General features: G+C 54.2%; 16 protein-coding genes. 14 read left to right on the top strand and 2 right to left on the bottom strand.

Translation table 11 applies throughout. From position 1 onward, the window contains the following. Positions 1–280 precede the first annotated feature (280 nt). The gene (locus CWM66_RS14295) at positions 281–1,507 is read left to right on the top strand and encodes a RimK family alpha-L-glutamate ligase (protein ID WP_035886710.1); all 1,227 of its coding nucleotides are present in this window, start codon (positions 281–283) and stop codon (positions 1,505–1,507) included. Between the two features lie 27 nt (positions 1,508–1,534). Beyond that, positions 1,535–2,644, top strand: a complete 1,110-nt coding sequence (locus tag CWM66_RS14300; protein WP_007369623.1) for a phosphoserine transaminase — start codon at positions 1,535–1,537, stop codon at positions 2,642–2,644. 44 nt (positions 2,645–2,688) lie between these two features. On the opposite strand, the gene CWM66_RS14305 is transcribed toward CWM66_RS14300, so the two are convergent. After that, the gene (locus CWM66_RS14305; protein WP_007369624.1) at positions 2,689–3,393 is read right to left on the bottom strand and encodes a GNAT family N-acetyltransferase; all 705 of its coding nucleotides are present in this window, start codon (positions 3,391–3,393) and stop codon (positions 2,689–2,691) included. 523 nt (positions 3,394–3,916) lie between these two features. On the opposite strand from CWM66_RS14305, the gene CWM66_RS14310 reads away from it, so the two are divergent. From CWM66_RS14310 to CWM66_RS14350, 9 genes are all read left to right on the top strand, one after another. Next, positions 3,917–5,839 (top strand): type VI secretion system Vgr family protein, encoded by a 1,923-nt coding sequence (locus CWM66_RS14310; protein ID WP_107146812.1) that lies wholly within the window; start codon positions 3,917–3,919, stop codon positions 5,837–5,839. Then, a complete protein-coding gene (locus CWM66_RS14315) occupies positions 5,839–6,252 on the top strand; it encodes a DcrB-related protein (RefSeq protein WP_071921661.1) in 414 nt (137 codons plus the stop codon). The genes CWM66_RS14310 and CWM66_RS14315 overlap by 1 nt, the downstream gene beginning before the upstream one ends. A gap of 3 nt (positions 6,253–6,255) precedes the next feature. After that, entirely contained in the window at positions 6,256–10,785 is a 4,530-nt protein-coding gene (locus tag CWM66_RS14320; RefSeq protein ID WP_107146813.1) for an RHS repeat-associated core domain-containing protein, read from the top strand. Further along, entirely contained in the window at positions 10,782–11,408 is a 627-nt protein-coding gene (locus CWM66_RS14325) for an imm11 family protein (protein WP_107146814.1), read from the top strand. Before CWM66_RS14320 ends, CWM66_RS14325 begins: the two co-directional genes overlap by 4 nt. A gap of 147 nt (positions 11,409–11,555) precedes the next feature. Continuing rightward, a complete protein-coding gene (locus CWM66_RS14330; RefSeq protein WP_233218392.1) occupies positions 11,556–11,819 on the top strand; it encodes an RHS domain-containing protein in 264 nt (87 codons plus the stop codon). A gap of 38 nt (positions 11,820–11,857) precedes the next feature. Continuing rightward, positions 11,858–12,013, top strand: coding sequence for a hypothetical protein (locus CWM66_RS28915; protein ID WP_158262948.1), 156 nt, complete (start codon positions 11,858–11,860; stop codon positions 12,011–12,013). Between the two features lie 5 nt (positions 12,014–12,018). Continuing rightward, positions 12,019–12,534, top strand: a complete 516-nt coding sequence (locus tag CWM66_RS14340) for a hypothetical protein (protein WP_107146816.1) — start codon at positions 12,019–12,021, stop codon at positions 12,532–12,534. Between the two features lie 142 nt (positions 12,535–12,676). After that, on the top strand, positions 12,677–13,654 hold the full coding sequence (locus CWM66_RS14345; RefSeq protein WP_007369632.1) for an AEC family transporter: 978 nt from the start codon (positions 12,677–12,679) through the stop codon (positions 13,652–13,654). A gap of 99 nt (positions 13,655–13,753) precedes the next feature. Next, a complete protein-coding gene (locus tag CWM66_RS14350) occupies positions 13,754–14,752 on the top strand; it encodes a bifunctional helix-turn-helix transcriptional regulator/GNAT family N-acetyltransferase (protein WP_035886704.1) in 999 nt (332 codons plus the stop codon). A gap of 35 nt (positions 14,753–14,787) precedes the next feature. Here CWM66_RS14350 and CWM66_RS14355 read toward each other — a convergent pair whose 3' ends face one another. Next, the gene (locus tag CWM66_RS14355; RefSeq protein WP_107146817.1) at positions 14,788–15,582 is read right to left on the bottom strand and encodes an SDR family NAD(P)-dependent oxidoreductase; all 795 of its coding nucleotides are present in this window, start codon (positions 15,580–15,582) and stop codon (positions 14,788–14,790) included. Positions 15,583–15,804: 222 nt separating this feature from the next. Here CWM66_RS14355 and CWM66_RS14360 point away from each other — a divergent pair, with 222 nt between their 5' ends. Genes CWM66_RS14360 through CWM66_RS14370 form a run of 3 tightly spaced genes read left to right on the top strand, consistent with a single transcriptional unit; the run spans position 15,805 to position 18,378 of the window. After that, positions 15,805–16,698 (top strand): ABC transporter substrate-binding protein, encoded by an 894-nt coding sequence (locus tag CWM66_RS14360; protein WP_007369635.1) that lies wholly within the window; start codon positions 15,805–15,807, stop codon positions 16,696–16,698. After that, entirely contained in the window at positions 16,698–17,624 is a 927-nt protein-coding gene (locus CWM66_RS14365; protein WP_007369636.1) for an amino acid ABC transporter permease, read from the top strand. The genes CWM66_RS14360 and CWM66_RS14365 overlap by 1 nt, the downstream gene beginning before the upstream one ends. After that, a complete protein-coding gene (locus CWM66_RS14370; RefSeq protein WP_007369637.1) occupies positions 17,617–18,378 on the top strand; it encodes an amino acid ABC transporter ATP-binding protein in 762 nt (253 codons plus the stop codon). The genes CWM66_RS14365 and CWM66_RS14370 overlap by 8 nt, the downstream gene beginning before the upstream one ends. Position 18,379: the final 1 nt, after the last annotated feature.

Here is an 18,379-nt window from a genome sequence, read left to right on the forward strand (position 1 = left end):
GCTCAGGTTTTCATATCCCGAAGATGCGCGATTTACCTGTGCTAACGAAGCGGCTAAAGCCGAAATATTTCATTATATTTCCTGTCAGACGTGTCGTTATTTATTGATTGTTTTTATTAATTATTTTTTTTGAGTTTTACTTTTACTTATTCACCGCGTAACTGATTTGGCCGGTTTACGCTCAGTTATCCCGACAACTAAGGCCGCTATTCCGCGAATTGTTTGTTGGCGTTATGTCGCATCATAAGCGATATGCACCATACAAACAGGATTAACCACCATGCCACTAACGACTGAATCAGGCGTTTCGTCGGCGCGATTCCTCGGAATGGCGCCTTTTTTGCGTATGAGTATTGCGGGCGTTGACTTCACCTCCGCCACGCAGGAGATGATCGCGCAGGCGCAAAATGCCCCTGAAGATGCCGTGTTATGGATGAATCTCGCGACTGCGATGATGAGCCTGAAGCACGAAGAGCTGGGCCTGCAAATCCAGGCGCAGGCGCTGGATATGCAGCGCGTTTATCACTGGCCGGCGCGTCAGCCGACAAAATTACGCCTGCTGATGTTAATGGTACCGGGCAATCTCTCGGCAAATATTCCGCTCGACTGCCTGATGGAAGACAGCGATATCGACCTCATCTACTACTACGTCGATCCGCTGAACGACAATCCGCTGACGGCACCGGTGCCGGAACATGACGTGGTTATGGTGGCAATTGGCGCCAGCGATGAGCAGGAATCCGTGCTGCTGCGTCTTGAATATGCTCTGCGTAACTGGCCAAAACCGGTACTGAACCCGCCGAAAAATGTCCCGACTTCTGAACGCCATAACGCCAGCCTGCTGCTGCAAAATGTCCCCGGTTTAGTGATTTGTCCGGCGCTGCATGTCTCCCGCCAGGCGCTGCATGATGTCGCTTGTGGTCAGAAAGCGCTGGCAGATATCGCCGCTGATCACGACTTCCCGATTATTGTTCGCCCGGTAGGTAGCCACGGCGGTCACGGCCTGCAAAAAATCGACTCTGCCGCTGCTGTTACAGCCTACCTGGAAGAGACGGCCGGAGAGGAGTTTTTCGTTTCGCGCTTTGTCGATTACAGCGGCGAAGATGGCCTGTTCCGCAAAATGCGCGTGGTGCTGATCGACGGTAAACCGTTCGCCTGCCATATGGGTGTCTCTTCGCACTGGATGATCCACTACGTTAACGCCGGGATGTACGAAGATGCGGACAAACGTGCGCAGGAAGGCCGTTTCTTCAATGAGTTTGCTGACTTTGCTGCGCGTCATCGCGAAGCGCTGGACGCCATCAGCCAGCGTACCGGGCTGGAGTATATCGGCATCGACTGTGCGGAAACGCGCGACGGCGAACTGCTGATTTTTGAAATCGATCCGGCGATGGTTGTTCATGCGATGGACGATGAAGAGATGTTCCCGAATAAGCAAGTTCACATGCTGAAAGTGAAAACCGCGATGCGGGAAATGCTGCTTAAGTACGCCGGTCAGGCCCTTTAAAACGATAACTATGACTCAGGAAATAACATGTCATTAAATCCTAACAACACCCTTAATTTCTCCGGCGGGCCGGGCGCATTACCTGACGTCGTATTAAACCAGGTACAGCAGGCTATTATTAATGTCCCGGAAGTGGGCCTGTCGATTCTGGGTATCAGCCATCGCTCCGCATGGTTCGAAAATGTGGTTCGCGAAACCGAAAATAATATTCGCACCCTGCTGGGACTGCCTGCGGATTATCACATTCTGTTTTTACAGGGCGGCGCAACGCAGCAATTCTCGATGGTGCCAATGACCATGCTGCGCGGCAAAAAGCACCCGGCTGAGTATTTCGATACCGGTTACTGGAGCCGCAAAGTGATCACCGAAGCAATGCGCGAAGGGCCGGTACGCGTGATCTGGAGCGGTGAAAAAGAGGGCTACCGTCGTCTGCCGACCGACGAAGAGCTGGATTTCTCCCCGGACGCGCCTTACATCCACTATGTTTCCAACGAAACGGTAGAAGGCTTACAGTTTGATCGCGTGCTGGGCCGTGATGATGTGCCACGCGTTTGCGATATGTCTTCTGATTTTCTCTCCAAACCGTGCGATGCCGGTAAATTCTCGCTGATTTATGCCCACGCGCAGAAAAACATCGGCCCGGCGGGCGTGACCATCGTACTGGTTCGCGACAGTGTGGTGCAAAACGGCCCGACTAACCTGCCAGCGTTTCTTGATTATCGTCGCCAGGTGGAAGCGCACTCTAACCTGAATACACCGCCGGTATTCGCCATTTACGTGGTGATGCTGGTGACCCGCTGGTTGCTGAATGATATTGGCGGTCTGGAAAACATGGCGCGCATCAACCAGCAGAAATCGGCGCTGCTCTACAGCACCATTGATAACAGCGACGGTTTCTATCGTAACTGGGGCGATGCGGCCTTCCGTTCAGATATGAACGCCGCGTTTACACTGCCGACGGCGGCGCTGGAGGATAAATTCCTGCAGGAAGCGGAGCTGGCGGGTTTCTCTGGTCTGACGGGACACCGCGCGATCGGCGGCATCCGTGCCTCGATCTATAACGCGCTGACGCTTGGTGCAGTGGAAAAACTGAGCAACTTTATGGACGATTTCCGTTTCAAACAGCACGGAAAATAAGCCCTAAAGCCATGCGTTGCGCGGTAAGCCAACGCATGGCAACCTCAGTAGCGGCGAAACGACGCCAGCTTGTGCAGCTGGCGGCTGCGGTCGTCGAAGTTATCTGCGCGCAGCCAGCCAGTTATCATTGACGAGATCGCCGGCCATTCCCGTAAGGTAATCGAGAACACCGAAATATCCGTCAGATGGCCTTTGCGAATTCGCTTATCCCTTAATACGCCTTCTTTCACAAAACCAATTCGTTCTGCCGACTTAATCGCTTCCGTATTATAACTGCTGGTGCGCCATTCACAGCGGCGGTATTTTAATTGATCAAAGAAATAAGCCAGAACCAAATAAAGGCTTTCGGTGCTGATGCGCGTCCTTTTCATTAATGGCGTCCAGTTAACGCCGCCAATATCGAAGGAGCCATTCTCCGGATCAAATTTACCGGCATAAAATATCCCTTTTATTTGCTGATCGGCTTTATCCTGTACGGCATAATAAATTCTTTCTTTGTGTGTAGACAGATTTCTTAAATAGGAATAACAGGCCGTCATATCCTTTGGCCTGACATCCTCAAGGTAGGTCCAGTCGCGATCGTCGTCGATACTCTGCCATTCCGGGAAGAGGTCTTCGGCGTGATCAACCGCCAGTGGAACAACGTTACAGTATTGACCAGCAAGAGCGACTTTCTCGGGCATCGCCCGTTTTGTCCATTCCGAAAATTCCTGACCAATACGTTGTCCATACTGATTATACGTTTCCATTATTCCCTCCAGTTTAGTACTGATTTAATCCTGCTTAACGACCATTAAATGGGTATTAAATATTCGTAGGGTCTATGCCTTGGGCATATAATGGCTTAATTTGATATAAGTAAAAAATAAGGATGCGATAGTAATGAAAACGTTATACCGTGTTTCCGGTCGGCTGTCTCATCTTTAATGTTAAAGTGCGAGAATAGGCGAGAAAACGTTATCACCGGTATAGTTTTATCTGTGGTAAATAACACTTGTATGACATGTTTCCGCGTGAGTAATTGTCATAAAAATTTCGTATAAGTATTATTTCCAGATTGTGCTACGTGGCTAACCCTCTAAAAATTGGCGGGTTTTCTGGTTTTTAGATACCTGATTAGGACTATTCCTGGCATTTCTCGCGCCGAAAAATCAGACAATAACGTCCTTTTACATTTACAGAAATTGTGCGGTAGCGTGTCAATTATTCCGTAACGTTAAACTTACAGGCGAAGCCCGGAGCGGCTTGCGTCGTTATGTCAGGATCCGATTTATGAGCAATCGTATTACTGTTCAGTTACCCGTCGAAGGACTGCTTTTCTGGAAATTTTCAGGTCGTGAGGCGTTATCCGAGGCGTTTGCATTCAACCTGCAATTGCTGGGCACCGACGCGCGCATGGATCGCAGCCAGTTGCTCGGCAAAGCGGTCACCGTTACCGTGCCCACGCAATCGCTTTCCGGCTCCCGCTACTTCAACGGCAAAATTACCCGCGTGGCAGTCAGCGCGGTGGAACTGAGCGGGACACGCTACGCCGTCTATCAGCTTACCGTCGAGCCGGATCTGTGGCCAATGAAACGCGACCGTAACCTGCGCATCTTCCAGGGGCAGACGGTGCCACAAATCGTCAAAACCCTGCTTGGCGAATACCAGGTCAATCTGGAAGATAAGCTGAGCGGCAGTTACCGCGTCTGGGAGTATTGCGTTCAGTACCAGGAGAGCAGCTTCGATTTCATCAGCCGCCTGATGGAGCTGGAAGGGATTGCTTACCACTTTAAGCATGAAGCAGATAAACACACGCTGGTGCTGACCGACGCCGCTACGCAACATCAACCCTTCAGCGGCTATGAAACCATTCCTTATCACCAGACGCCGTCCGGCGGCAGCACGGATGAAGAGGGCATCAGCCAGTGGGCGCTGGAAGACAGCGTCACGCCGGGCATCTACAGCCTTGACGATTATGATTTCCGCAAGCCGAATGCATGGCTGTTCCAGGCGCGGCAAAACCCTTCATCGCCACAGCCGGGCAGCATTGACGTTTACGACTGGCCAGGGCGTTTTGTTGAACATGGCCACGGCGAGTTTTATGCCCGCATCCGCCAGGAACGCTGGCAGGTGGAACATCAGCAAATCGAAGGCACCGCCACGGCGATCGGCATCGTGCCGGGCAGCACTTTCCAGTTGACCAACGCCGCGTTTTTCAATGATAACGGCGAATATCTGGTAACCGCCGCGCATTACAACTTTGAAGAGAACCGCTATGCCAGCGGTGCGGATAGCCAGACGGTGCACCGCATTGATTTCAGCGTCATTCCCTCCTCGGTGGTCTTCCGCCCCGCGCAGCAAACCGCCTGGCCGCGAACTTATGGCCCACAAACCGCGCGCGTCGTCGGTCCGCAGGGCGAAAGCATCTGGACGGACAAATATGGCCGGGTGAAGGTGAAGTTTCACTGGGATCGACTGGCGAAGGGCGACGACACCAGCTCCTGCTGGGTGCGCGTCTCCAGCGCCTGGGCGGGCCAGGGTTTTGGCGGGGTGCAAATTCCGCGCGTCGGTGATGAAGTGGTGATCGACTTTATCAACGGCGACCCGGACAGGCCAATCATCATCGGGCGCGTCTATAACGAAGCCAGTATGCCGCCGTGGGCGCTGCCCGCCGCCGCGACGCAAATGGGCTTCCTCAGCCGTTCGAAAGATGGCTCAGTCGATAACGCCAACGCCCTGCGCTTTGAAGATAAAGCCGGGGAAGAGCAGGTGTGGATTCAGGCCGAGCGCAATCTTGATACCAACGTGAAAAACGACGAAACGCATACCGTTGGCGGTTCGCAGACCGTTAATGTGACGCGGGATTACACCGGCGCGGTGGCGGGATCGCATACCCAGGCCACGCAACTGGCGCATGAACAACTGGTCGGCGGCGGTTTTACCCAAAAAGTGCAGGGCGCGCTGGTGCAGGCTTCCGACAGCGGCATCATGCTGGTGGCGGGCAAATCGGTGCTGACGCTTGGCGCTAACGGCACGGTTTCACTGCAATGCCTGAACTTCAGCATTGATGCGCTGAGCAATGGTGAAATCAACACCGGCGGAACGCTGGATCTGAATATTACGCGGCCAGAGAGCCTGCCGACTGTCGAGCCGACGCCGGAACAAATTCAGGCCGCGGTAAAAGCCGCATTTAATCAAGGGACGGATAAATAATGGCGACGTTCACACTTTCTGAAGGCGTGCTGGCGCTGCCGGGCGCGTATCAGGATCACAGCATCAACGTGCTGAAATTCAAAGAACAGGGCGCAACGCTTGTCATCACCCGCGCGTGGGATATCAAACCCGGCGAGGAAGAGAATTTCCTCCAGCAGCAGTTGGCGAAAGTGAAGCGCAGCATGAAAAAGGTGGTGCTGGACGAGGTGCAGGATAGCGTCATCGGCGGGCTACCCGCCCGTGAGGTCGCACTGCGTTTTGAAAATCAACACGTCACGGTGTATGAAAAACTCGCCGTCGCTCGCGTGGAAGATCACCTTATGGCGTTCACGCTCAGCCGTGTCGCCCCGTTTGATGCCGACGCAGAGGCGTTCTGGACGGCGGTAAAAAGCGGTGTGCAGCCGGGGGCGTAACGGATGACGGATTACCTTGCAGCGCGCATTGATGACCCGCTGATCCATAGCTCCGCGCTGGCGGATTTTGTCGGCGGGTTAGTGGAAGGAGCGATTGTCGCCGCGATCTTTATTGCCGCTACCACGCCTATCGGTATCGTCGTCGCCGGTGTGGCGGTGGCTGGCTTGATGTTCAGCGGCGCGCTGGAGAGCGTGGGCAATGCGGCGGGAAAACTCGTCGATAGCCTGATAGACCCTGGGCCTCCCGATGCGCAAATTATCTCTGGCTCGGATAACGTGCTGATCATGGGCAAAAAGGCGGCACGTGCCGCTGGCACCGTCGATCGCGATTATCTGAACGCGACCGCTTCTGCGGACGAGAGCAGCTTCGACTGGGCCGGGTTCGGCATGATGGCGCTGGCGGGCGTCGCCGCAACGCTGAAAACGGCGCTGATGCCGGGCGAAGCGCTGATGGCGATGGCTGAACGCGCCAGCAAGCTGACCCTCGACGATGTCAAACAGTGGGGAAAAAACACCTGGAACGACCTGACGCAGCCGCTGGTGGAGAGCGCCAGCCCGTATGCGTCTCCCGCGCCGCACGATAACGTGGCCTGCAAAAAAGGCCATATGGTTACCAGCAGCAACTTTATCGCCCAGGGTTCAAAAGCGGTGCTGATCAACAACCAGCCCGCTGCCCGCAATGGTCACCTCAGCACCTGCGAAGCGGAAATCAAAGTCAGCGAAAACCCGCGCGTGCGTATCGGTGGCGACACCATCACCGTGCGCGATATCCACAGCGGTAAAAACCAACTGGCTTACCTCGCGGGCAACCTGCTTGGCAGCGCGGTCGTGGCGATTATCCCCTCGCTTATCAAGATGGGCTGTAACCGGCTGATCGTGAACCGCCTGATGCGGGAAATTATCTGTCCGCTTGGCGCTTATGTTGCCTCGGCGGGCGTGATGCCGGTACTGGCGGCAGCAGTAAACACCGTACACCCGGTCAATATCCTTACCGGCGCGAAAATCCTCAGCAAAGAAGAGGATCTCGATTTCGTGCTGCCGGACAGAATGCCGCTTTACTGGCAGCGCATTTACCACAGCCGCAACCTGTCAACCGGCATGCTCGGCACCGGCTGGATGCTACCGTTTGAAACCCGCCTTTACCGGCAAGCGGATAATCAGCTGATATTCCTCGATATGACTGGCCGCGAGCTGGGCATGGGAAATGTGCAGCCGGGCGACATGATCGATTACCAGGAAGATGGCATTAAGCTGTTCTGTAGCCCGAACGGGGCGATGGTCATTCAGCAAAATGACGGCGAGCACCAGTTGTACGAACCGGACCCAACGCGTCCCGGCGAGTGGCGCATTCAGCGCATTTATGACCGCCATGAAAACGTACAGCACTTTAGCTGGAACGAGCGCGGGCAACTGGTGCGCATCTCCGGCGATAACGAGGCGCTGGACGTTGAGCTGGAGTATGACGCGCTTTCCGGCCGCTTGTGCGCGGTTTATCAGGTGTACGATGGTGCGCGTCATCTGTTGGTCTCTTACCGTTTTAACGAGCAGGGGCAACTGATCGCCGTCACCGACGCCGACGGCATCATCACCCGCCAGTTCGGCTGGGATCAGGCCAGCGAGATGATGGCCTGGCATGCCTACGCCACCGGGCTGAAAGTGCAGTACCAGTGGCGGCCCGACGCCAACTCGCGGCACTGGCGCGTTGAGGCGTATCAGGTGCTTGATGATCGTGGCGAGGTGCTGGAACGCTGGCGTATCGATGCCGATGAAACACAGCGTCGCGCGCGCGTCAGCAACGACCAAGGCGTCTCAAGCGAACATCACTGGGATGAACTGTTTCGCATCACCGCTTACACCGATCCACACGGCGGCAAATGGCAATTTCGCTGGGCGGGCAACACTGAACAACTGCTGGCAATGGTGCAGCCGGACGGCGTGAGCTGGGAATATGCATGGGATGCGCGCGGCAATCTGACCATGGAGCGCGATCCGCTGGGCCGCACGACGCTGACCAGCTGGCATCCGCTGTACGCCTTCCCGTTGAAAGAAGTGCTGCCCGATGGCGCAATCTGGCAGTACGAATACAACGTTGCGGGCGATGTGGTGAAACTGACCGATCCGGAAGGTGGCGTAACGCGCTTTGAGTGGAACGCGCAGGGCGATCTGCTGCGGCGCATTGATGCGCTGGAGAACAGCCACCGCTTCTGGTGGGACGCGCTCGGCCAGCTTATCCGTGAAGAAGATTGTTCCGGCTATCAGAGTCGCAACCAGTATGACGCTTCCGGCAAACTGATTAGCACCACCGATCCGCTCGGCAACAGCGAACGCTATATCTGGAGCCCGGCAGGCCGTCTGCAAACCTGGATCCGCGCCGACGGGCGAGAAACCCTGTTCAGCTATAACCACGCCGGGTTGCTGTGCGGGCAGAACATTGATGGCCTGCTGGAGCGTAAAGTGACGCTCAATGCGCGCGGCCAGGTGATTGAGGCTATCGATCCCGCCGGGCAGGTGACGCGTTTTCGCTTCAACCGCGCGGGCCGCCTGGTGACGCTGACCAACGCTAACAACCAGCAATGGCGCTTTGACTATACGCCTGAAGGCTTGCTGACCCGCCAGCACGATTACGCCGGTCGGCAGACGGAGTATCAGTACAACGCCATGCAGCAGGTGGCGACGCTGGTGCGTCATCCCGCCAGCGGTAGCGGTTTGTCGCCGCTGGTGACGAATTATGAATACGATGCGATCGGCCGCATGGTTGTGCGGGAAACCGAGCAACACCGCACCGAGTATTGCTACAACGCCCTGACTACCGAAATTCACCGCTTCCCGTACAGAGCGTGGCGGCAGGCGATGATCGACCAGCGCGAGCCGGAGAATGGCGAAGTGGTGGTTTTTCGCCGCAATAAACTCGGCGATCTGGTAGGGGAAGAGAACCATTCCGGCGTGTATTTGCATCAGTACGATGCATTAAGCAATCTCAGCGCGACCACTTTCCCGGACGGGCGGCAGTTGCAGTATCTGCGCTACGGTACCGGGCATCTGCTGGAGATGCAGCTTGCCGTTGGCGGGAATACGCTGCCGGTTGCCAGTTACCAGCGCGACAAATTGCACCGGGAAACCCGCCGCACCACGGGTGCGGTGGAGCTGGAAACGCACTACGACATCGCCGGGCGCATCAGCCAGCGGCGCTGCGTTGATAATGTGCGCCAGCGGCTGGTGTTTGAGCGCCGCTACCAGTGGGATCGGGCCGATCAGATCATCCGCCAGATGTATACCGATGGCGCGCCGTCGACGCCTGCGGATAAATATCGCCAGTCGCTGTGGGGATACGATGCAGCAGGTCGCATGACGCAGAGTATTCAGCCTTCTGGAGAAGAGCGTTTCTGGTATGACGCGGCAGACAACCGCACAACAGCGGATTTGCCGCCAGTCTGGGACAACCTGCTAAAACGCCTCGACGGCGTGCGCCGCGAATATGACGGCTTCGGGCGCATGACGGAACGCCACGATACGCATCGCGGTATCGTGCAGCGCTTCAGTTATGACGATGAGCAGCGCATCAGCCAGGTCCTCATTGAAGGCGACGCGGAGTTCAGCAAAGCGGAATACCGTTACGACGCACTGGGCCGCCGCACGGAGAAACAGGTGTGGCGACGCCACAGCCGCACGCCGGAACGCACGCAGTACGCATGGTCCGGGCTGCAAATGGTGGGCGAAACTGGCGACCGCGACCCGGAAGCCGCCGTGCAGTATATCTACACGGAAAACAGCTACGAGCCGCTGGCGCGCGTCGACAGCCGCCAGCAGTACGCGGAAATTTACTGGTATCACAGCGAAATCAACGGGCTGCCGCAATCGGTCACCGACAGTAACGGCGATATCGTCTGGCGCGGCGCGTTCAGCGCATGGGGACGCACGGAGCGGGAAAACGACGCGCTGAGGTGGGACACCCCACAAAACCTGCGCTTCCAGGGACAGTATCTCGACCGCGAAACCGGGCTGCACTACAACACGTTCCGCTACTATGACCCGACCGGTGGCTGCTACACCCAGATGGACCCGATAGGGTTGCTGGGTGGGTTGAATACGTATACCTATGTTGGCGATCCCTTAGCATGGATTGACCCTTTGGGACTTAGTAGCTGTGTGTTAGGGCGTAATATGGGAGCACGGAGTGGTGATGGCATGGCGAACCATCACCTTATTCCGGAAGAATTGATAAAAGATAAAAACTTTAAACCAATTTTTGAAAGGCTTCGAAAAATTGGTTGGAATGGCGATGGCGCTTCAAATGGCATTTTCTTACCTGGCTCTCAAGATCTGGCAGGGAAGATAGGACTCCCTGGCCACTGGTCTAATCACAATCAGTATACCGCTGCTGTTAGAGGCCGATTAACTCAACTTGCAAGTCAGGCCAGCAGAATGAGTGATACTCAACTGGCATTAGGCGTAAAAAACATCCAGGATTGGGCAAGCAAAGGTCTTGAGTCTGGCATGTTTAAAATTGATCCGAATACCGGGAGATTACTATGAGTAATACAACTGAACAATTTTATGTTATGGAATATTTACCAGATGATGCTGGTTCTCCGTATTTTATGGATAAAGAGTGGGACCCGGAATTACCGGATTATGATATTTTTACAGCGCCGCCAAAATCCACTGATTTTTCTCCGGCATATCGTTTAAAAGCGAGTGCTACACAATTAGATGGCGATTTTTTGATTAGTGATAATCTGGCCTCTTTTGATTTTCTTAGACTGTGTGAAGAATATTTGGTACATAGCATACATATCCCAGTTGATATCTCACTCCTTAGAAAGAAAAAACCTGGAAAAGAGTATTATTTATTTTTCTTGCTGGACTATATTGAGATTCTCGATCGAGAAAAGTCTGACTATACGATTTCTCAGGATGTTGAGTCAGGTTTGCTGAATACCCCGGAATCTCGTGGGCTTGATAAAACGTATTATGATACAATTGATTTGTTTATTGTAAAAAAAGAAATAAAAAACAATCTCTTTTTCTGTCAGGAATTATCAAAGCCAGTATGCTCCTGGTCTTTTAAAGAAAAATTTGAAATGCTGGGTTTAAAAGGAGTTGACTTTAAATCTATTGACGAAAATTTCAAATATGATGCCTGGGCTGGCTGGTGATAATTAAAAATAATGTCTGAAAAGCTCGATGGTTATAACGATAGCCTTCGGGCTTTATTAAACATACCAGAGCATTAACAAGGCGATGCGGAGTTCAGCAAAGCGGAATACCGTTACGACGCGCTGGGCCGCCGCACGGAGAAACAGGTGTGGCGACGCCACAGCCGCACGCCGGAACGCACGCAGTACGCATGGTCCGGGCTGCAAATGGTGGGCGAAACTAGCGACCGCGACCCGGAAGCCGCCGTGCAGTATATCTACACGGAAAACAGCTACGAGCCGCTGGCGCGCGTCGACAGCCGCCAGCAGTATGCAGAAATTTACTGGTATCACAGCGAAATCAACGGGCTGCCGCAATCGGTCACCGACAGTAACGGCGATATCGTCTGGCGCGGCGCGTTCAGCGCATAAAATCTATAAATGTTAAAGATTCAGCAGCACTGACCTGGATGACCTATCCTGATATGCCAGAAGTGGGTAAAAGATGGAAAGAAAATAATGCATTCTTTAAATCTGAAGACGACCAAATAAATATCGGCCCAGGAAAAGGTAAAGCGTTAGATATATTCAATAATGGCATTCAGAGTTTTGAGAGGTTAAATTAACATAAATGATGCCTGAAAAGAAAAAATTGATTGTGTCGTTAATGAAAAACGATATTGACTTTTTACGATTTCTTAATAAATTCAATGAAGCGCATGGAGAACTAGATATATGCAACGAACTTATTTTAGCCCGTGAAGCGAAGGATGGTGAATTCGTTGATCTATTGCTATATCTTGCTGCTGTGGTAAGTTATGAATTCAAATGCATTGATGTCTTAAATGATTTGATTACAGATGATTGGCATGAAAAGCATGAAGAATTGGTTAGACTATTGGATTTTTATAAGAGTGCGTCAAGTGTAAATTCTCTATATTACGCAGCATTATTAAAGCTCAGTTATCGTGATTATGATGAAGATTTCGTGTTGGCAGATAAATGTATAAGAACCTTGGCAAAAATAAATAATAAAGATGCTATTGAAAAATTAAAGTTACTTAGTGCCGCTAATAATGATGCAATAAGTAATAGCGCGAAGAAACAATTAAAAAAGTTGGGAGTAATTGTAAGCCCCCCGTTTTAGTTCCACATCCTTTTTTGAGATTTCCAGGCGCAAGCCATTTCTCACAAAACAGATGTCAGACAAGCAGACGTACGCAAAACCATCCCCTATACTGCGGAAAACAAAGAGAAAATCACTTTTATCAATATCAACAGGGTAAGGGATGGACACAGCTGAATTTTTCGGCCAGCTTGTGCAGCAACTGCTGCTCTCTGCGCCGCTCTTTTTACTGATTGCACTGGGATACTCGCTGGGGCGCTTTGCTGGTTGGCCGGAATCGGTCAATGAGGGGTTAAACCGCTTCTGCTTTAACGTGGCGATCCCCTGCATGCTATTCAAAGTAATGAGTAAATTCTACGAAAGCCCGGCGGTGGATGTGCGGTTGCTGATTGCTTATTTCGGCACTTGCTTTGTGATCTACGTGATCGGGCGGATTCTGGCGAAAGGCATATTTCGCCTGGATTCGGTTTCTGCCTCGGTGTTTGGCCTTGCGGGCATCTTCTCTAACAACGTGATGCTCGGCATTCCGGTCGCGGTAATCCTGCTTGGCCCGGCGAGCCTCGCTTCGGTGGCGCTGGTTTTAGTGTTTAACAGCCTGATCCTGTGGACGCTGGTCACCGTGTCGGTGGAGTGGGCGCAGAACGGCAGCTTCTCGCTGCGCGGGATTGGCAAAACGCTGCTCAGCGTACTGCGTAACCCGATTATCATCGGCATTTTCACCGGTTTTGCCTGGAGCTTTCTGCTGCATCGCCCGGTGCCTGGCTTCCTCGATAGCCCGGTCAGCATGGTGGCGCAGGTGGCCGCGCCGCTGACGCTCATCACCCTCGGCATGAGCCTGTCGCGCTATCAAATCCGCAAAGGGCTGCGCGAAAGCGGCGCTATCTGCCTGTTGAAGCTGATCCTGATGCCGGGGCTGATTTGGGCGATAGCGTATCTGCTGCATCTGCCGCGTCAGGAAAGCCAGGTGGTGGTGCTGTTAGGCTCAATGGCGGTGGGGATCAATGTCTATCTGATGGCGCAAAAGTTCCAGGTATTGCAGGGCGCAACGGCAACCAGCATGCTGCTTTCCACGCTGTTCTCTACCGTAACGACGCCGCTGTGTATGATTTTGATGGCACATTTCTACCCCAACTGGCCCTGAAGATTCTCTCTCTTTCGCCTTCTGGACTTGAATTCATTTGCCGTATGTATGTATATATAATGATTTATATAAGTCATTATATATTTCTGCGGGTGACTAATGGATATTCTCTCTGATATGCCTTACGCCTTTCTCGGTAGCCGGTTAAAACGGCTGGCCGAGCAGTTGCAGGCGGAAGCCAGTGTATTGGTACAAAATACCGGGATTCATGTACCGGCCGGGTTGTACCCGGTTTTGCTGGCGCTCCATCGCCAGCCTGGTTTGACGATTGGCGAACTGGCCCGCTGTTCGCGGGTTAGCCAGCCTGCGATGACCAGCAGTATCAACCGCCTGATCCACGCTGGGTTAGTCACCCGTCAGAGTGACGGTGAAGATCGACGAAAATCGTTTATTCGCTTAACGGACGAGGGGACAAACGCCATTGTGCGGGGTGAAGAGATGGCATGGCCGCTGCTGGGCAAAGTCGTTCAGGAGCTGACGGCAGGCCTTTCGGGCAACTTTATCGAGCAGATCACGCAGCTTGAAAAACGCCTTGCCGAGCGCCCGTTGCCGGTTCGTGGCGCGCGTTACACCAAACTCGATGTTCGCCCCGTGAGGGAAGACGAAATCGCCGATGTCGTCAAATTACTGAACCGCGCTTACCGCAGCGGTGGCGAAGAAGCTGGCTGGACAACCGAAGCGGGTTTACTGGATGGCGATCGCATTAGCGAGCAAACGCTACGTGAAGAGCTGGCGAGCAAACCACAGGCGACGTTGCTGGTCTGGAAAACCGCCAGCGGCATTGATGGCTGTGTTTGGGTAGAGCCGCAGCAGGACGGCGTGTGGTATCTCGGATCGCTGGCGATTTCTCCGTCGCAGCAGAATGCGCAGTATGGCCGACGCCTGCTGGAAGCGGCGGAACAGTGGTGTCAGGCGCGCGGCGGGAAACGTATCCTGATGACGGTGTTGCAGGTGCGGGAGTCGCTGCTGGCCTGGTATCTGCGTCGCGGCTATCGCCGCACCGGGGAAACCGAGCCGTTTCCGGTGGATGATACCCGGTTTGGCATTCCGACCCGGCCCGGTCTGCTGTTCGAAGTCCTGGTGAAAACGCTTAGTTGAACCAGTGGCTGCCCGTGTTGAGGGCAGCCACTGGTTCAGACAATATCGTCCACCACGCCGCCATCAACGCGCAGCGCTGCGCCGGAAGTGGCCGAAGCCTGTTTCGAACAGACGTAAACCACCATGTTTGCTACCTCTTCGACGGTGGCCGCGCGCTGGATCACCGAGCTCGGGCGGTGCGCCATCACAAACTCTTTCGCCAGCGTTTCCAGCGATTTACCGGTTTTCTCGATCTCGTCTTTCATCATATCGGCAAAACCGTCCGACATCGTCGGCCCCGGCAGCACACTGTTAACCGTCACACCGCTACCGGCGACGAATTTTGCCAGCCCGCGCGCCAGCGAGAGCTGCGCAGTTTTCGTCACCCCGTAATGAATCATATCCGCCGGAATATTCAGCGCCGATTCCGAAGAGATAAACACCACGCGTCCCCAGTCTTTTTTCACCATGCCCGGCAGCAGCGCGCGGGAAAGGCGCACGCCGGACATCACGTTGGTCTGCCAGTATTTTTCCCAGGTTTCATCATCGGTAGCGTAAAAATCCTGCGGGCCGTAAATCCCGGCGTTATTAACCAGAATGTCGGCTTCCGCCACCGCTTTCAGCAGTGTTTCCACGCCCTGCGCCGAGCCGAGATCGGCAATCGCCGTGCGCAGACGCGCGCCCGGCACCTGCTTTGTCAGCGCCTCTTTCGCCTTATTGACCGACCCTTCGCTGCGTCCGTTCAGGATCACTTCCGCACCGCTCTGTGCCAGACCTTTCGCAATTGCAAAGCCGATCCCGCCCGTTGAGGCGGTGACCAGCGCGACTTTATCGTGCAGCTCAATCTTCATCGTCCGCTCCTTGCCAGTTGGATTTTACAAATAACTAAGGCTAGCACCTGCGCCGCAGAACCGTTGTCAATTGTTGCGCCATTACGCGTGGAGGCTGGCTTATGCCATTCCTGGCATTGCTTTTCCGGTTTTATTCGTTCCCTCGTTTTCAGCGCTCTACCAGAATGGATTGCACAAAATATATTGGTTTTTTTTTGCTCATTTCAGGGGACCAACAAACAGATGAATAAATACGGCATATTTTCCCTTCTCCTCGCAATAAGCGGCGTGCAGCAGGCCAATGCGGCGGAAGAGAGTGTACCCGCGCATCCGACATTTACGATTCAGGCGGACAAAACATTAAACGCAAAATTACCCGCCGATATTGCAAAGCGTGGTTATATTATTGCCGGTACCAATCCAAATACGCCGCCAACCACGTTTTATCAGGAAGATAATAAAACGCTGGCCGGGCGTGAAATCGATATTATGACCGCCGTTGCCGAACGTCTCGGCGTGAAAGTGCAATGGCACGATACCGGCGGTTTCGACAATATTATTCCGGGGCTGAAATCAGGCCGCTACGATGTGGCGCTCGCCAATATTAACGCCACGCAAAAACGCCTGGAGCAGGTTGATTTTGTCAGTTATTACGACGCCTCGCGCTTAGGCATTATTTCCCGCCAGGATGCCAATATTCCCGCCTTCACCGAACTCACCCAGGTGTGCGGCAAAGAGATTGGTGCCGGGGCTGGCACTACGCAAATCAACCGCCTGAACGAAGGCAGCAAAGCCTGTGAAGCGCAGGGTAAACCGCCGATTAAAATCGCCGTCTTCCCGGATCGCCCGGCAGGTGTGCAGGCGGTGGTCAGCGGCCGCGTGCCTATGTTCTTTGGCCCTTACGAAGGCCTGACCTGGCAGGTCAGCAAAGTGAAACCGCTAACCATGAGCGGGCAAATCAGCGTTAACGATGCACCGGTTTCTATCGCCTTCCCGAAAGGTTCCGGGCTGGAAGAGGCCGTTCAGGCCGCGCTCAACTCCCTGATCAAAGATGGCTCTTACCAGAAGATCCTCGACCACTGGTCGATCGGTTTTGGCGCGGTAAAAGAGTCCAAACGTAACGAAGAGATTTTCTAATGGCGCACACCACCGCTTCACAATCGCAGGATGAACTGCGCATCATCGGAAAACGCTACTACGGGCGCTGGTTCAGCGCCCTGTTCGTTTTGCTGCTGCTGGCAGGGCTGCTGCACTCTGTTTTCAATAACCCGCGTTTTGAGTGGGGCGTAGTGGCGCAAAGCTTCACCGAAGAGTCCATCCTCAGCGGCGTGCTGATGACGTTGCAACTGACCGCCATTTCGGTGGTGCTCGGCTTTGCCGGCGGCACTGTGCTGGCGCTGATGCGCCTTTCATCGAATCCGGTGCTGGTCGCTGTTAGCTGGGGCTATACATGGTTTTTCCGTGGCGTGCCGATGCTGGTGCAACTGTTCCTCTGGTACAACATTGCGGCGCTCTATCCAACGATTTCAGTAACCTTGCCAGGGATTGGCGAACTCTACAGTTCTCCGGCGAACGCGCTGATAAGCCCGTTCAGCGCGGCGGTCATTGCGCTGGTGATGCACCAGTCGGCCTATGCGGCGGAGATTATTCGTGCCGGAATTCAGAGCGTCGGCAACGGCCAACTGGAAGCCGCGCGGGCGCTCGGCTATTCGCGCGGGCAGATTTTCCGCCATACCGTACTGCCGCAGGCGATGCGTGCCATTCTGCCGCCTGCCGGTAACGAAGTGATTGGCCAGCTCAAAACCACCGCTGTGGTGTCGGTGATCTCCTTGCAGGACGTGCTTTACTCGGCGCAAATCATCTATCAACGCACCTATGAAGTGATCCCGCTGCTGCTGGTGGCAACGGCATGGTATCTGCTGCTCACCTCTGTGTTGTCGGTTGGGCAGTTTTATGTCGAGCGCTACTTCTCGCGCGGCGTGAAACGCGTGGAAGCAAAAGTCTGGTTTGCCCGTAAGCTGCCGGTTTATCTGTTGAATGCCAGGAGAGTGAGCAATGGCTGAAGCCATCGAATTACGCAACATTACCAAACGCTTCTCCGGGCAGACGGTGGTCGATAGTGTCGATCTGGATGTCGATGCTGGTTCGGTTACCGTGATCCTCGGCCCGTCGGGTTCCGGGAAATCCACGCTGCTGCGCTGCATTAACCATCTGGAAAAGCTCGATGCGGGCACCATACGTATCGGCGGGGAGCTGGTGGGCTATGAACAAAAAGGCCAGGCGCTGTTTGAAGTTAGCGACAGTAAAATCGCCCGCCAGCGCAGCCGCATTGGCATGGTGTTCCAGCAATTTAATCTGTTCCCGCATCGCACGGTGCTGCAAAACATTATCGACGCGCCGATCCGCGTGAAGAAACAGCCGCGCGCGCAGGCGGTGGCGAAAGCGCGCTTGCTGTTGCAGCAAGTGGGGCTGGCGGGGCGGGAAAACGACTGGCCGCAACAGCTTTCCGGCGGTCAGCAGCAGCGTGTGGCGATTGCCAGAGCGCTGGCGATGGACCCGGAAGTGATGCTGTTTGATGAGCCGACATCGGCGCTGGATCCGGAACTGGTGGGCGAAGTATTGCAGGTGATCAAAGCACTGGCGCACTCCGGCATCACAATGGTCATTGTCACCCACGAGATTGGTTTTGCCCGCGAAGTGGCCGACAACATCGTCTTTATGGAGGCAGGCAAAATCATCGCTTCCGGCCCGGCGCGCCAGTTGCTGGAGAATAACGCCAACGCCCGCGTCAGCCATTTCCTCTCTACGGTGTTGTAAT

It is taken from the genome of Kosakonia sp. H7A (assembly GCF_003028445.1).
GTDB lineage: Bacteria > Pseudomonadota > Gammaproteobacteria > Enterobacterales > Enterobacteriaceae > Kosakonia > Kosakonia radicincitans.